The 14,087-nt window shown below is 62.5% G+C and carries 13 protein-coding genes and 4 tRNA genes; 14 read left to right on the top strand and 3 right to left on the bottom strand.

What is annotated here, in order from left to right:
• Nucleotide 1: 1 nt before the first annotated feature.
• The 4 genes from H6A60_RS02485 to H6A60_RS02470 all read left to right on the top strand — a co-directional run bounded on the left by H6A60_RS02485 (nt 2) and on the right by H6A60_RS02470 (nt 404).
• Nucleotides 2-77, top strand: a tRNA-Ala gene (locus H6A60_RS02485).
• A gap of 10 nt (nt 78-87) precedes the next feature.
• Nucleotides 88-163: transfer RNA gene (locus H6A60_RS02480), tRNA-Glu, on the top strand.
• A gap of 81 nt (nt 164-244) precedes the next feature.
• Nucleotides 245-320, top strand: a tRNA-Ala gene (locus H6A60_RS02475).
• An 8-nt stretch (nt 321-328) separates the two neighbouring features.
• Nucleotides 329-404, top strand: a tRNA-Glu gene (locus tag H6A60_RS02470).
• A 142-nt stretch (nt 405-546) separates the two neighbouring features.
• On the opposite strand, the gene H6A60_RS02465 is transcribed toward H6A60_RS02470, so the two are convergent.
• Nucleotides 547-843, bottom strand: a complete 297-nt coding sequence (locus tag H6A60_RS02465; protein WP_205101831.1) for an HPF/RaiA family ribosome-associated protein — start codon at nt 841-843, stop codon at nt 547-549.
• A gap of 596 nt (nt 844-1,439) precedes the next feature.
• On the opposite strand from H6A60_RS02465, the gene H6A60_RS02460 reads away from it, so the two are divergent.
• The 7 genes from H6A60_RS02460 (at nt 1,440) to erpA (ending at nt 8,204) form a co-directional block, all read left to right on the top strand.
• Nucleotides 1,440-2,237 carry a hypothetical protein gene (locus H6A60_RS02460; protein ID WP_205101830.1) on the top strand — a complete coding sequence of 266 codons (798 nt, stop codon included), beginning with the start codon at nt 1,440-1,442 and terminating at the stop codon, nt 2,235-2,237.
• 286 nt (nt 2,238-2,523) lie between these two features.
• On the top strand, nt 2,524-4,014 hold the full coding sequence (gene glpK, locus H6A60_RS02455; protein WP_205101829.1) for a glycerol kinase GlpK: 1,491 nt from the start codon (nt 2,524-2,526) through the stop codon (nt 4,012-4,014).
• Between the two features lie 2 nt (nt 4,015-4,016).
• On the top strand, nt 4,017-5,630 hold the full coding sequence (locus H6A60_RS02450) for a glycerol-3-phosphate dehydrogenase/oxidase (protein WP_205101828.1): 1,614 nt from the start codon (nt 4,017-4,019) through the stop codon (nt 5,628-5,630).
• Between the two features lie 196 nt (nt 5,631-5,826).
• A complete protein-coding gene (locus H6A60_RS02445) occupies nt 5,827-6,441 on the top strand; it encodes a MarC family protein (RefSeq protein WP_205101827.1) in 615 nt (204 codons plus the stop codon).
• Between the two features lie 315 nt (nt 6,442-6,756).
• Complete coding sequence (rplM, locus tag H6A60_RS02440; RefSeq protein ID WP_205101826.1) at nt 6,757-7,185, top strand: 50S ribosomal protein L13; 429 nt, start codon at nt 6,757-6,759, stop codon at nt 7,183-7,185.
• A gap of 18 nt (nt 7,186-7,203) precedes the next feature.
• Entirely contained in the window at nt 7,204-7,596 is a 393-nt protein-coding gene (gene rpsI, locus H6A60_RS02435; protein ID WP_205101825.1) for a 30S ribosomal protein S9, read from the top strand.
• Between the two features lie 218 nt (nt 7,597-7,814).
• Nucleotides 7,815-8,204 carry an iron-sulfur cluster insertion protein ErpA gene (gene erpA, locus H6A60_RS02430; RefSeq protein WP_205101824.1) on the top strand — a complete coding sequence of 130 codons (390 nt, stop codon included), beginning with the start codon at nt 7,815-7,817 and terminating at the stop codon, nt 8,202-8,204.
• A gap of 82 nt (nt 8,205-8,286) precedes the next feature.
• On the opposite strand, the gene H6A60_RS02425 is transcribed toward erpA, so the two are convergent.
• Nucleotides 8,287-9,420: an anhydro-N-acetylmuramic acid kinase gene (locus H6A60_RS02425; RefSeq protein ID WP_205101851.1), complete on the bottom strand. Its 1,134-nt coding sequence runs from the start codon at nt 9,418-9,420 to the stop codon at nt 8,287-8,289.
• 51 nt (nt 9,421-9,471) lie between these two features.
• Nucleotides 9,472-11,136 (bottom strand): M23 family metallopeptidase, encoded by a 1,665-nt coding sequence (locus tag H6A60_RS02420; RefSeq protein ID WP_239477536.1) that lies wholly within the window; start codon nt 11,134-11,136, stop codon nt 9,472-9,474.
• A 486-nt stretch (nt 11,137-11,622) separates the two neighbouring features.
• Between H6A60_RS02420 and tyrS the strand changes: the two genes are divergently transcribed.
• The 3 genes from tyrS to H6A60_RS02405 all read left to right on the top strand — a co-directional run bounded on the left by tyrS (nt 11,623) and on the right by H6A60_RS02405 (nt 14,022).
• Nucleotides 11,623-12,879, top strand: coding sequence for a tyrosine--tRNA ligase (tyrS, locus tag H6A60_RS02415; protein ID WP_205101849.1), 1,257 nt, complete (start codon nt 11,623-11,625; stop codon nt 12,877-12,879).
• 42 nt (nt 12,880-12,921) lie between these two features.
• On the top strand, nt 12,922-13,359 hold the full coding sequence (dtd, locus tag H6A60_RS02410; RefSeq protein WP_205101823.1) for a D-aminoacyl-tRNA deacylase: 438 nt from the start codon (nt 12,922-12,924) through the stop codon (nt 13,357-13,359).
• A gap of 66 nt (nt 13,360-13,425) precedes the next feature.
• Complete coding sequence (locus H6A60_RS02405; protein WP_205101822.1) at nt 13,426-14,022, top strand: YbhB/YbcL family Raf kinase inhibitor-like protein; 597 nt, start codon at nt 13,426-13,428, stop codon at nt 14,020-14,022.
• The last annotated feature ends 65 nt before the right edge of the window (nt 14,023-14,087 follow it).

Genomic DNA, 14,087 nt, shown 5'->3' with positions numbered 1-14,087 from the left:
CGGGGGATTAGCTCAGCTGGGAGAGCGCTTGCATGGCATGCAAGAGGTCAGCGGTTCGATCCCGCTATCCTCCACCAAGAATTTGAGGTCCCTATCGTCTAGAGGCCTAGGACACGACCCTTTCACGGTCGGTACCGGGGTTCGAATCCCCGTGGGGACGCCACTCAAATTTTTACTGCGAAAAAAGAGGAGATAGACGTCTCTTGCGGCGTAAACTCTGCTAGAATGACGCCTCTTCGACTTCGGGGGATTAGCTCAGCTGGGAGAGCGCTTGCATGGCATGCAAGAGGTCAGCGGTTCGATCCCGCTATCCTCCACCAAGATTCAGGTCCCTATCGTCTAGAGGCCTAGGACACGACCCTTTCACGGTCGGTACCGGGGTTCGAATCCCCGTGGGGACGCCAAAACAAGACAGCCCGTCGAACGTTAAGTTCGGCGGGCTGTTTCGCTATCGAGCGGCGAAAAACTTAAAGGCCGGCGCCTGACGGGACACCGGCCTCTTTGGCGGGGGCGGCACAGCCCCCGCGCATGACGCGCCATACGGTCTTACGGACGACGCTTGTCGCCTTCTTCAACGACGGAGCGGCGAATCGTATCGAAAGCGTCGTTGAGCGCAGCCATCACGTCTTGGTTCGTGCGCGTGGCAAGCAGATTGCGTCCGTTGGAAATCAGATCGACGCGGATGGTGAAAGGCCCCATCGTCTGGTGCCCTTCCTGCGTGACCGTCACTTTGCACGGCCCGAGGCGGCTGTCGAATTTGCGAAGCGCCTCCACCTTCTCATTCACGGCCGCTTCGAGTGCGGGGGAGCGATTGATGCCATGAAAGATGATCTGAACGGGCATATAAACCTCTCTTTTTATTCTGGTTGTCGGTCAAGCGGCCGAAGGGCGTCGAGGGCGCCTTCTCGCTTGCCTTGATTCAAGTCTAGCCCTTTCGACTTCGCGCGGTCCAAGTAAATCGAATCCAATTGCTTCAGTGCATCAAAAGCCGAAATGCTCGGGCGAAAAGGCACGGAAACAAGTAAAATTGCGCCCGTTGGAGGAATCGGGGCGAAAGCGCGGTTTTCAGGCGCGGCGCTGCCATTGAGGTGCAGCGACGGTCGCCTCCGGAAGCTGCGGCAGAGAGATGCCGCGGACAGCAACATTGATCGTAAACGTCAGAACTTCCGTCTCAAATCAGGGCAGCCGTGCACGCAACGGTGCGCGCCCGCAATTCAAAGCACCCGATCGACGATCGGAGCGGCCGATTTTGCAGAAGCGTTTTATACGAAGTTTTTCTCAGAGTTCTGATCGCGTCCCCCTATAAGCGGACGTCGTTTGCATTTTTTGGTTTTTTACTTTCTTTCATTGTCTCGCTCTTAGGCCGCCCGTACGACTGAAGGCCGGCGGCAGCGGGACCAACCGTTTTTTCGAATCTTTTACCGACAGAGGTTTTGACTATGGAACGCAAGCCTTGGCAGGGCAACGGCCCGCAGCGCAATTTCGACCGTTTCGACCGCTATGAAAACGACCGCGCCGATCGCGGCGATCGCGGCGATCGCTTCGGGCGCTTCGATCGTGCCGATCGTGCGGACCGCTTTGGCGACCGCTATGAACGTCGTGAATTCGGCGGCCGTCCCCGCTTTGACAACCGCTTCGAGAATCGCGGCGAGAACCGTTTCGACCGCCGCGAAGATGGCGATCGTTTTGGCGGACGCGATCGATTCGATCGCAATGATCGCTTTGAGCGCGCCGATCGCGGCGACCGCCGTCAGGGCTTTTCCGACGACCGCCGCGGCGGCTACGGTCAGCGTCCCCGTCAGGGCCAGTGGCAGCAGAACCGTTCGCGCGAAGCCTTCGGCGTTCGCTCGGGTCCGCGTGCTCGCGCCTACGACGAGCGCCGCTATGTTGAACGCAGCGACTTCGCCAAGAATGCCGTCGTCCGCATCGACAGCGACATTGCCGATTTCTTCGGCAGCCCCGAGGCGGTGAACAAGGCTCTGCGCCTGCTCGTTGACGCCGCACGCGTCGTCAACTTCGGCAAGCCCGAAAAGGCTGCTGAAGAGACGCTCGAACCGGCGACCGCCGCGCAGATCTTCGCCCCTGAAGACGTTGATGACGACGAAGAGGCCGATTACGGCAGCGATATGCTCGCGCTCGATGACGAAGAAGCGCTCGACGAGGTCGAAGCGGCCGACGAAGAAGCGCCTCAGGAAGCGCTCGAAGTGAGCGACGTCGAAGAAAAGAGCGAGAAGTAAGTAGCGCTTGATTCGATGCTCGATCGGCTCGCCTTGGTGCGAGCCGGGAAGACCCGGCAACGGAAGCCGGCCGCAGGGGCCGTTTTCCCGCGCCGGTTTTTTTTACCCGCTTTCAGGAAAAGAAGTACCGAAACGCGGGACGCCTTCTTAAGGCGGTGCGACATATCGCTTCGATAGAATAAGGGCGGTATCGGTTTACGCCCCCTGCGGCAGGCCGTCGGCCGACTGTCGAAGGACGAAAAACGTTTTCGACGCTTTCGTTTTCGCCGCACCCCCGGAATCATTCATGCAGTACGTTCTTGCGCTCGATCAGGGCACGACGAGTTCGCGAGCGATTCTTTTCAATCGCCGCGCGCAGATCGTCTCGCTCGAGCAGATGGAGTTTGCGCAGCATTTTCCCCAGCCCGGCTGGGTTGAGCACGATGCGGCCGAGATTTGGCGCACGCAGCTTGCCGTGGTGCGCGCTTGTCTCAGAAAAGCGGGCGTGGCACCCGAAGAGGTGGCCGCGATCGGCGTGACGAATCAGCGCGAGACGACCGTGCTTTGGGACCGCAAGACGGGCGAGCCGATTGCGCCGGCGCTCGTTTGGCAGGACCGCCGCACGGACGACAGGTGCGAGGCGCTTCGCAAAGAGGGAGTTGAGCCGCTTGTGAACGGCAAGACGGGCCTGCGGCTCGACCCGTATTTTTCTGCGACAAAGATTCAGTGGCTCCTTGATGCGGTGCCGGGCGCGCGTGCGCGCGCCGAGATGGGCGAAGTGCTCTTCGGTACCGTCGACAGCTGGCTTATCTGGAACCTGACGGGCGGCGCCGTTCATGCGACCGACATCACAAACGCGTCGAGAACGCTCCTTTGCGACATCGAGAGCGGCCAGTGGGACGACGAGCTGCTGCAGCTCTTTGAAATCCCCGTTGCGATGCTCCCGAGGATTGTGCCGAGCAGCGGTCTGATCGGTCATACGGCGCCGTCGCTCTTCGGGCGTCCGATTCCCATCGCGGGCGCAGCGGGCGACCAGCAGGCGGCGACCTTCGGGCAGGCGTGCTTTGAGCCCGGGCATGCGAAAAACACCTACGGCACGGGCGGCTTCCTGCTCATGAATATCGGCGAAACACCGCGCATGAGCACGAACCGCCTCATCACGACGGCGGCCTGGCGTTTGGATGACAGCCCCGTCGAATATGCGCTCGAAGGGAGCGTCTTCATAGCGGGCGCTGTCGTGCAATGGCTGCGCGACGGGTTGCGCTTTTTCAATGCCGCCGAAGAGATCGAGGCGCTCGCGCGCTCCGTGCCCGACAACGGCGGCGTTTATCTCGTACCCGCTTTCGTGGGGCTTGGTGCTCCGCATTGGGACAGCGATGCGCGAGGTCTTTTGATTGGTCTCACGCGCGGCACGACCCGCGAGCACATAGCGCGCGCTGCACTTGAAGCGATCGCTTTCCAATGCGCCGAAGTGCTCGAGGCGATGTCGCGCGACGCGCGCACGGCACTGAAGGAGCTGCGCGTTGACGGGGGTGCCTCCCGCAACGATCTGCTCTTACAATTTCAGGCTGACATTTCGGGCGTGCCCGTCATTCGGCCGGCCATTACGGAAACGACGGCGCTCGGCGCCGCGTTCCTCGCGGGTCTTGCGGCGGACGTTTGGAGCGACTGCGCCGAAATCGCTTCGCTCTGGCGTGTCGACCGCGTGTTCGAGCCCTCGATGAGCCTCGACCAAAAAGAATCCTTGATGAACCAATGGGCGCGCGCCGTTGGCCGTGCCCGCAAATGGAACCAGTAACTATGGCAGACGAACTCAAACCCATCGTCCGAGAAGACGCACTCGCGCAGTTGCGCGAAGACACGCTTTGGGACGTCGTCGTGATCGGCGGCGGCGCCACGGGCGCCGGGATTGCAGTAGACGCGGCTTCGCGCGGTCTCAAGACCGTGCTCCTTGAAGCGCAGGACTTCTCTTCGGGCACGTCCTCGCGCTCGACGAAGCTCATCCACGGCGGCGTGCGCTACATGAAGAATCCCCGCGACTGGGGGCTCGTGCGCGAAGCGCTCAAGGAGCGCCGCATCCTCATTCAGAATGCGCCGCATCTCGTTCATTCGAAGCCCTTCATTCTGCCCTGCTACAAGAAGTGGGAGCGCGAGTACTACACGATCGGTCTCGGCATCTATAGCGCGATGACCTACGGCGGCTACAGCATCGGCCGCACGAGCAGCCTCTCGCGCGAAGAGACGCTCTCGCGTCTGCCCGGCGTCAAGCCCGAAGGCCTCATGGGCGGCGTGCAGTTCTTTGACGGTCAGTTCGACGATGCGCGTCTTGACGTCGCGCTCATGCGCACGGCCTTCAACCACGGCGCTGTCTGCCTCAACTACATGCCGGTGACGGCGATCGAACGCAAGGGCGGCTGGATCCAGTCGGTGACCGCCACCGACAAGGAAACGGGCGAAGCCTTCCGCATCCGCACGAAGATGGTCTTCAACGCCGCGGGTCCCTGGGTCGACTCGATTCGCCGCCTCGTTGAACCGGAAGCGTCGACGCTCGTGCGCGTGGCGCGAGGCTCGCACATCCTGCTCGACAAGTCCTTTATGCCTGGCGAAACCGGGATGCTCATTCCGAAGACCCGCGACGGGCGCGTGCTTTTTGCGATTCCCTGGCACAACATGCTTCTCGTCGGTACGACCGACGTCGAGCAGCGCGAAGCCGAGTTCGAGCCGCAAGCGACCGAAGAAGAAATCGAATTCATGATCGAAACGGCGCAGGGTTACCTTGCCAAGCCCATCACGCGCGCCGACGTGAAGGCCACCTTCTCGGGACTGCGTCCGCTCTTTAATCCGCAGGCGACGGGTTCTGCCGGCTCCACGGCCAAGGTTTCGCGTGAACACGCCGTTATTCCCGAGTACGGCAACATGATCACCGTGACGGGCGGCAAATGGACGGCCTACCGCAAGATGGCCGAGCATGCGATGCTCGTGGCGACGCTGCGCCACCTGATCGAGCCGCGCCTCTGCGTGACGAAGACGCTGCCGATTCACCACGACGAAAAGTGGGATCCGGCCGAACTCGAAATCGCCGCCGAGCAGAGCGATGCGGTCGACCGCAAGGTCGTCGAGTACGCGCTTTACTGCCGTGATTACGAAGGCGCCCGTACGGCCGAAGACGTGCTCTTCCGCCGCCTGCGTCTCGGGCAGATGAACGAAGCGCGCACGAAGGCGCTCCTGCCGATCGTTGCCGCCGCCATGGCGGGCGAACCCTACGAAATCCCGGCCGAAAAGCGTGCGCTCGAAGAAGCCAAGGCGAAGGTCGCCGCCGCGCAGGCTGCCGAAGCGGTTGTGCCCGCAACAGAGCCGGCCGCCGAGGCCGCTGCGCAAGCGCAGCCCGACGCCGAAGAAAAGAAGGCCGAATAAGGTCGAAGTAAGGCTCACGAAGGCGTTTGAGGTAATTTGATCGCTGCTTCAAACGCCGACAGTTGAGTGCCGCAGACGGGGGAGTTCGTTCGCCAACGGATTCCCTCGTTTTGTTTGATGCGCCGCTATGGACGGTTGCGTCTCTGATTTTTTCAAAGCGGCCGCGCGCTGCTTTCTTTGATTGGGAGATTTCGCCATGGAGTACAGTTTCTGGGGCGGGCTCATGCTTATGCTCCTCATGGCCGATCCGCTCGGCAACATTCCCATCGTGCTCGCCTGCACGAAGACCGTGCCCAACCGCCGGCGCGTTTGGGTGATTCTGCGCGAGAACCTGATTGCAGCCGTATTGCTGCTGCTTGCCATGCTTTTTGGTAAGAGCTTTCTTACCGCGATCGGTCTTTCGGATGCCGCGCTCAGCATCGGCGGCGCCGTGATCGTGCTCCTGATGGCGATCCGCATGGTCTTTCCGACGCCCGAGGGCGTTTTCGGCAATACGCCGGGCGGAGAGCCCTACATCGTTCCGATTGCCGTGCCTGCAATTGCGGGGCCTTCGACGCTCGCGACCATCATGATGCTTGCCGCTTCCGCGCCGGACCGTCTCTGGGAGTGGGCCGCGGTTGTTCTTATTACTTGCTTTGCAAGCTTTTGCGTGCTCGCGAGCGCCGATTGGCTCGAGCGTCATTTGGGCGACAAGCTGACGCAGGCCATCGAGCGTCTGACGGGCCTCATCCTCGCGATGATGGCTACGCAGATGTTCCTCTCGGGCATTGCTTCCTATATTGCTTCGCTCCCGGGCATTGGGACGAAATAGCCGCTGCGCGCGGCCCAATCGGGCCTCTTGCGGCGAGTATGCAAAAAAATGTCCGCATGAGTGGACACCGCTTTCGTGCTTCGGCTAAAATCCGCGCTTTGACTCTGGTCGGTGCGGATTGCTCCCCTTTTTTCCACTGGCGCCGCGCGGCAGATTGGAGTTGAAACGCAAACATCCGTATTCGATGCTCCGCGGACCGATTCGGTGAACGCGGGCATCCGTTAAGAACAACTCGGCCGAAGCGGCAGCACGCCAAAAGACGGCGCCATCCGTTGTGCAGCAGCTTTCGTCCAACAAACTTATATGGTGAACGCAATGAAGACCTTCTCGGCCAAGCCGCTTGAGGTTAAGCGCGACTGGTTCGTGGTCGATGCCAGTGACAAGGTGCTCGGCCGTCTGGCCGCTGAAATCGCTCTGCGCCTGCGCGGCAAGCACAAGCCCGAATACACCCCCCACGTCGACACCGGCGACTTCATCGTCGTCGTCAACGCCGACAAGCTCGTTCTTTCCGCTGAAAAGGCCGGTAAGAAGACGTACTACCGTCACACGGGCTATCCGGGCGGCATCTACGAAACGACGTTCAAGGAAATGCAGGCCAAGCATCCGGGCCGCGCCCTCGAAATCGCCGTCAAGGGCATGCTCCCGAAGGGACCGCTCGGCTACGCCATGATCAAGAAGCTCAAGATCTACGCCGGTGCCGAACATCCGCATACGGCTCAGCAACCCAAGGTCCTTGATCTCTAATTCAGCAGGATTTCGAAGATGATCGGCAACTACAACTACGGCACCGGCCGTCGCAAGAGCTCCGTCGCGCGTGTTTTCATCAAGCGCGGCACCGGTAAGATCGTGATCAACGGCCGTCCCCTTGATCAGTACTTCCAGCGTGAAACGGGCCGCATGATCGTCATGCAGCCGCTTCAGCTCACGGAAAACGTCGAAACGTTTGACATCATGGTCAACGTTCACGGTGGTGGTGAATCCGGCCAGGCCGGCGCCGTCCGTCACGGCATCACCCGCGCGCTCATCGACTACGACGAAGGCCTCAAGTCCGTTCTCTCGAACGCTGGCCTCGTGACCCGCGACGCTCGCGAAGTCGAACGTAAGAAGGTTGGTCTTCGCAAGGCCCGCCGCGCCAAGCAGTTCAGCAAGCGCTAATTGCCGCAGCGTTCTTCGCGGCAGAAGCCTCCAAGCCTCTGCTGCGAAAACAAAGAAGCCGCTCTATGCGATCCTTCGGGTCGCGAGCGGCTTTTTTGCATTTTCGATTCGGCTCACAGTTTCGCAGCCGTTCGACAATGGTGTAGGATACTTCCCTCATTTACAAAATCCGCCGGCGGGAAAGCCGCAGCGGTATCTCTTCGAATGGAGTCACTCGAATGACTGATGCGAACACCGCACAAGATCAGCGCGTGCAGGAGGAGGTTCCGGAGCTTATTCCGGATCCGATCACGTTTACCGACGCGGCCGTTGCCAAGGTGAAGGCGCTGATGGATGAAGAGGGCAATCCCAATCTCAAGCTTCGCGTTTTCGTGCAGGGCGGCGGCTGTGCCGGCTTCCAGTACGGCTTCACGTTCGATGAAACGCAAAACGACGACGACGCCGTGATGGAAAAAGGCGGCGTGACGCTCTTGATCGACTCGATGAGTTATCAGTACCTCGTCGGTGCGAAGATCGACTTTAAGGAAGATCTCACGGGCGAACAGTTCGTGATCGACAACCCCAATGCCGTAACGACCTGCGGCTGCGGTTCTTCCTTCAGCGTCTGAATTCGGTCTGCCCGTTTTCGGTGCAAGCTATGCCCGCTCGACTCGGCTGCTACCGGGTCCGCGGGCTTTTTTTACGATTTCTTCAAGGCGTGCAGCGTGCCGGGTAGAGCGCGCCGAGAATGCGAGGCCCCGCTGCTCGCGTGACGGCAGGCAGATTGCCGGGTTCGCGCGCGAGGAAAGCTTGAGCGAGCCACGCGAAGGCGGCGCCTTCGACTTCCATCGGGTCGATGCCGCAGATGCGGGTGTCGGCAACGCATTCGACCGCCGTGCGGCACTTGAGCTCTTCTTCGAGCATCGCCATGAGGGTCGGATTGAGACTGCCGCCCCCGGCCACAATGAAGCGCTTGGTTTCGGGCGCGTAGCGCGCGAGTGCTTCTGCGGCGCTCCGGGCCGTGAGCCGCGTGATCGTCGCTGCAATGTCGGCGGGTGCGCATTCGGCAAAGCCCTCGAGCTGCGCTTCGAGCCAGTCGATGCCAAAGAGTTCTCGGCCGGTCGACTTCGGTGCCGCAAGCGCGAAATACGGGGCCTTGAGACAGCGTTCGAGAAGCGCTTCGATCGTGTGGCCCGTGCGAGCGAGCGCGCCGTCGCGGTCGCAGGCTTGGCCAAAACGCGTCTGCATGAAGGCGTCAAGAAGCATGTTGCCCGGGCCCGTATCGAACCCGAGAACCGCTGCGCGCCCTTCGGCAATGTGCGCCGCCGGCGGAAGAATCGTGACGTTGGCGATGCCGCCGATATTGAGTACGGCTGTCGGTTCGTCGCCCGCAAAAGCCTGTGCATGAAAAGCGGGTACGAGCGGCGCGCCTTCGCCGCCCGCGGCGACGTCGCGGCTTCGGAAGTCGGCAACGACATCAATGCCGCAGCGCTCAGCAACGAGCGCCGGGTGGTTGAGCTGCAGCGTGAAGCCCTTCTCGGGGCGGTGACGGATCGTTTGACCGTGCACTCCGATGGCGGCAACCGTCCCGCGATCGATGCCGTTCTCGCTGAGAAGCTTTTCGACAACCTCGGCGTAGAGATTTGCGAGCGCTACGCTCGCCGTGCCCATGCGCTCGATTTCGTCGGCACCGCGCCCGAGAGCGAGCGAGAGGAGTTCGGACCGGAGTGCATCGGGCATCGGCAGGAAAGCGTGCCCGAGGCGCGTCATGCGAAGCGCACGGGCCGTTGAACGCTCAAAGCGCACGGCTACCGCATCGGCGCCGTCAAGGCTCGTCCCCGACATGACGCCGATTGTTGTGAGGCAGTCCGCTCGCGAAAAGTCCGCGCTCACAGCTCAGTGCTCCCGTGCGTCGGCGGGCTCGAGGTGCTTGGCGCGGGCGCGCACGCCGTTTTGCTCGATCGAAACGTTTCGGGCACTGCCTTCGCTGCGGCCGCCCGAGCGTGCATTGCGCGCGCTTTGCGCCGTCTTGCCTTCGTCGGAGGTCTGTGCGTCTTCGGCCGACGCGCTCTCGAGCGCCGCCTTCTCCTGCTCGGCATCGGCCTGCGCTTCGCGCTTCATTTGACCGGCGAGCATTCGTCCGGGCGAGGGCTTGCCTTCGAGCTCGGCAGCCACTTCGAACTTTTCCTGAATGGCCGCCGTCTGCGCGCGCAGCTGCGCGAGCTGATAGGGTGAGAGGTTTTCCGTGTCGGGCAGATCGGCCGTGCGCGGGTTGATCTGCACGCCGTCGATCATGAGTTCGTAGTGCAGGTGCGGGCCCGTAGCGAGTCCCGTCATGCCGACAAAGCCGATTACCTGGCCTTTTTTGACGCGCATGCCCGGCCGGATGCCTTTGGCGACCTTGCGCATGTGCGCATAAAGGGTCTTGCGGCCGAGGCCGTGATTGATCGTGACATAGTGGCCGTAGCCGCGCGCTTCGTAGGCGACGCGCTCGATGCTGCCGTCGGCGGCCGCAAAGATGAGCGAGCCCGAGGGGGCGCGCATGTCGGTGCCGTTGTGCGAACGCAGCTGCCCGGTGATCGGATGGCGGCGCAGCGGCGCGAATTCCGAGGAAATGTCCTTGACGTCAAGGGGCACGCGCATGAAGGTCTGCGAAGCCGAGCGGCCGTCGAGTGCGTAGAAGCTCCCGGCGTGCTCGCCGTCGGAAAACCAGAACGCCTCGTGCACCTGCGGCGTCGTGACGCGGTGGCCGTCCTCGATGATCTGAACGGCTAGAAGCTGGCCGTTGCGCACAAAGCGCCCGTCGGCAAACTTCTTTTCATAGACAAGCCGCAGCGTGTCGCCGGGCTGCATCGTGCGCACGGGATTGTCGGCGCGGTCCCAGACGGCTTCGAGCTGCTCGAGCACCGAATCGGGAATGCCGAGCGTCTGCGCGGTGTCCCAGAGGGTCTTGCCGACCGTGCCCGAGACGAGCGTTTCGCTCGTTGCGAAGTTGTAGGGCAGCACCGAGACGGCGAAGCTGCCCGCTACGCGCATCACTTCGACCGTGCGGTTGTCGCGCTCGTAGGGGCCCTCCATAAAGAGGCGCATGTAGATGAGTTTGCCGTCGGGAGCGACCCCCGTCGTCACGTACTGGCCCGTCTGCGGCATCCAGAGGGGTTCGGTTTTAGGGGTCGTGCTGATGAATTCGTAGGCTTCGGGATCGTTGATGCCGAGGCGCGAAAAAAGCGACATAAGGGTTTCGCCCGGTCGCGCTACAACGTGCACGGGACGCCAGTCGCCGACGCCCACGGCTGCGCGTATCTCTTCGGAGAGGTTCGGTGCGGCAATCGGCGCGCGCACGGTCTGTTCGAGCGAGCCGTAGCTGCGAAGATTCGGGCCCGCAACGAGCGCGAGCGCGGCGCCGCCGAAGGCGAGCCCGAGCAGGCCGACACAGGCGGCGGCGCGGGTGCGGCGACGTGCAAGCGAAAGCCGGAATTTCTGCGCGAGGCTTCTCTGCAGCCGCAGGTACTGTCGGCCGATGTGTCTGAGGTTGGCCGAGACGATGGACGGTGCCGTCATGTTGTTCGAGTGCCGGCGCGCCGCTCATGAAGACGCGCCCCTTAGGAAAAAAGAAGTGTTGCAATAGCGGCGGGCGCTGCGGCTTTCCGGGCACGAAAGGCACGAACGGAGCCTCTGATGATCAAGTGATGCTCGATCGCCTCGGATGCCGTGAAATTGGTGAAAAAAGATCGCGAAAGCATCGCGATGGGCCGCCGCAGACTCGGGCGGCATTTTAGACCTCCGGGGGCGTGCGTTGCGTGTCAAAGCCGCGGCTTTTTCAATTGGATGCGGATCCTGCGGCGCAAGCCGAGGTAAAGTATGAGTTTTCGGACCGCGACAAACGCAGGACGACTGTCGTGCGCGCTCCCGAAAGCACCGGTGTTTGCGCGCCCGGTGCGTTTGCCCGTCCGCTTTCCTCTCAGAGGCCGCCCGCGCGCCGCACCGATCGTCGGCGCGGCAGCAGCCCTCGGACCGAATTCACTACACCTCAACAGCATCAACATCATGGCAGAAGAAAAGAAAGAGGCGGCTAAGCAGCTTTACCCCGTTACCGACGAGATCCGCGAAGCGATGGCGCTCATTCGCCGCGGCACGGACTCCTTTCTGATCGAATCGGAGTTCGAGCAGAAGCTCGCGCGCTCGAAGGCCACGGGCGAACCCCTTCGCTGCAAGCTCGGGCTCGACCCGACCGCGCCCGACATTCACGTCGGCCACACGGTCGTGCTCAACAAGCTGCGCCAGCTCCAGGACCTCGGTCACACGGTGATCTTCCTCGTGGGCGACTTCACGGCGGCGATCGGCGATCCCTCTGGGCGCAACACGACGCGTCCGCCCCTGACGCGCGAGCAGATCGAAGAAAACGCGCAGACCTATCTCAACCAGGCGGGCCTCGTGCTCGACCTCGAGCGCACCGAAGTGCGCTACAACTCCGAGTGGTGCAACGGGCTCGGCTCCGTCGGCATGATCCAGCTTGCGAGCCGCTACACGCTCGCTCGCCTCTTGGAGCGCGACGACTTTGCCAAGCGCTTTGCCGCGGAGCTTCCCATCGCCATGCACGAACTGCTCTATCCGCTCATGCAGGGCTACGACTCCGTTGCGCTGAAGGCCGATCTTGAGCTCGGCGGCTCCGACCAGCGCTTCAACCTCTTGGTCGGCCGCGAGCTGCAGCGTCAGTACGGTCAGGAGCCGCAGTGCATCCTCACGATGCCGCTCCTCGTCGGCCTGGACGGCGTGCAGAAGATGAGCAAGAGCAAGAAGAACTACATCGGCATCACAGACGCGCCCAACGACATGTTCGGCAAGGTCATGTCGATTTCCGACGACCTGATGTGGAATTGGTTCGATCTGCTTTCGTTGCGCGGCAACGACGAAATCGCCGCGCTGCGCAAGGCCTGCGACGAAGGCCGCAACCCGCGTGACGCCAAGGTGATGCTCGCCAAGGAAATCGTCGAGCGCTTCCACTCGAAGAGCGCCGCAGATGCCGCCGAAGCCGAATTCAACAACCGCTTCCGCCAGGGCGCGATGCCTTCCGATATGCCGGAAGTGACCGTGACCTCAACGGACGGCCACATCGGCATCGGTCTTCTCATCAAGCAGACCGGGCTCGTGCCCTCAACCGCGGAAGCCAACCGCAATATCGATCAGGGCGGCGTGCGCATCAACGGCGAGCAGATCCGCGACCGCAAGCTGCAGATCGCGCAGGGCGAATCGTTCGTGCTGCAGGTCGGCAAGCGCAAGTGGGCCAAGGTGACGGTGGCCTGAGGGCTCGGCAGTCGTTGACCTAGCGAAAGGGAGTCACAGGCGATGATCGTTCTTTTGCAGCGCGTGATCGAGGCGGCCGTTCGCGTCGAGGGCCGCGAGGTCGGCCGGACGGGACCGGGCTACCTCGCGCTCGTTTGCGCCGAGCCCGAAGACACGGATGAGACGGTTCGCAAGGCCGCGCAGAAAACGGTGAAGCTTCGTGTCTTTGCCGACGAGGCGGGGAAAATGAACCGTTCGATCCGCGATACGGGCGGCAGCATCCTTGCCGTCTCGCAGTTCACGCTTGCGGCCGATTGCTTGAGCGGCAACCGCCCGAGCTTTTCGCGGGCGGCGCCGCCCGACGTGGGACTCGCGCGCTTCAACGACTTCGTTGCGGCGCTGCGCGCGGAGGGCATCGCCGTCGAAACCGGTGAATTCGGCGCCGAGATGCAGGTTTCGCTCGTCAACGACGGGCCGGCCACTTTCTGGCTCAGGTTTTAGTGCGCCGCGCGAGCGGCTTTTCGAAAAGGTGCTTGCCGCGCGTCGAGAAGCAGGAGGGTCTCAGTTATGTTCATTCGAAGCGAAACGTTTGAAATGGGGGCGCGCATTCCGGCGCGTTGCGCCTACGGGCGTATTGGTCCCGGAGGTACGATCGATTCGGACAACCTCAACCCGGCGCTTGCCTGGGGCGAGGCGCCCGAAGGCACGAAGAGCTTCGTGCTCTTTTGCATCGACGACGATGTGCCGACCGTTTTCGACGGACGCGATGCGGGTGGCCATCTGCCGGCGATGCAGCTGCGCCGCCGCTTCGTGCACTGGGTACAGGCCAATATTCCCGTTTCCGTTACGAGTGTCGCCGAAGGGGAACTCGCAAACGACAAGAAGCTCGCCGCGGGTTTCGGCTGCACAGGCATCAACGACTACAGCCGCGGCGGCGTGCCGGCGCCGGGCGCCGTCGGGACGGGCTACGACGGACCGTGCCCGCCCTTTTTCGACGCTCGCTGGCATTTCTACCGCTTTGTCGTCGTAGCGCTCGATGTCGAGCGCCTGGCGCTGCCCGAGCCGTTCCGCATGAGCGACGTTGAGGTGGCGATCGAAGGGCACGTGCTCGACACGGCCGAAATCGTCGGGCGCTACACGCTCAATCCAGCGCTCGCGGGCTGAGCGAGCACCGCAAGGGGCGCGTTGCCGCGCTCTTGAGACGCATCAGCAAACGCCCGCGGCTCCTT

This window comes from Sutterella massiliensis (assembly GCF_016899755.1).
Classification (GTDB): Bacteria; Pseudomonadota; Gammaproteobacteria; order Burkholderiales; family Burkholderiaceae_F; genus Sutterella; species Sutterella massiliensis.
This window is presented reverse-complemented; position numbering and strand designations above follow the sequence as displayed.

What these genes read in the sequence shown, in the direction of transcription:
- dtd (WP_205101823.1), top strand. Translation starts at nt 12,922, where the DNA reads ATGATCGTTCTTTTGCAGCGCGTGATCGAGGCGGCCGTTCGCGTCGAG.
- rpsI (WP_205101825.1), top strand. Translation starts at nt 7,204, where the DNA reads ATGATCGGCAACTACAACTACGGCACCGGCCGTCGCAAGAGCTCCGTC.
- H6A60_RS02445 (WP_205101827.1), top strand. Translation starts at nt 5,827, where the DNA reads ATGGAGTACAGTTTCTGGGGCGGGCTCATGCTTATGCTCCTCATGGCC.
- H6A60_RS02425 (WP_205101851.1), bottom strand. Translation starts at nt 9,420, where the DNA reads ATGTCGGGGACGAGCCTTGACGGCGCCGATGCGGTAGCCGTGCGCTTT.
- H6A60_RS02450 (WP_205101828.1), top strand. Translation starts at nt 4,017, where the DNA reads ATGGCAGACGAACTCAAACCCATCGTCCGAGAAGACGCACTCGCGCAG.
- glpK (WP_205101829.1), top strand. Translation starts at nt 2,524, where the DNA reads ATGCAGTACGTTCTTGCGCTCGATCAGGGCACGACGAGTTCGCGAGCG.
- tyrS (WP_205101849.1), top strand. Translation starts at nt 11,623, where the DNA reads ATGGCAGAAGAAAAGAAAGAGGCGGCTAAGCAGCTTTACCCCGTTACC.
- H6A60_RS02460 (WP_205101830.1), top strand. Translation starts at nt 1,440, where the DNA reads ATGGAACGCAAGCCTTGGCAGGGCAACGGCCCGCAGCGCAATTTCGAC.
- rplM (WP_205101826.1), top strand. Translation starts at nt 6,757, where the DNA reads ATGAAGACCTTCTCGGCCAAGCCGCTTGAGGTTAAGCGCGACTGGTTC.
- H6A60_RS02465 (WP_205101831.1), bottom strand. Translation starts at nt 843, where the DNA reads ATGCCCGTTCAGATCATCTTTCATGGCATCAATCGCTCCCCCGCACTC.
- H6A60_RS02420 (WP_239477536.1), bottom strand. Translation starts at nt 11,136, where the DNA reads ATGACGGCACCGTCCATCGTCTCGGCCAACCTCAGACACATCGGCCGA.
- H6A60_RS02405 (WP_205101822.1), top strand. Translation starts at nt 13,426, where the DNA reads ATGTTCATTCGAAGCGAAACGTTTGAAATGGGGGCGCGCATTCCGGCG.
- erpA (WP_205101824.1), top strand. Translation starts at nt 7,815, where the DNA reads ATGACTGATGCGAACACCGCACAAGATCAGCGCGTGCAGGAGGAGGTT.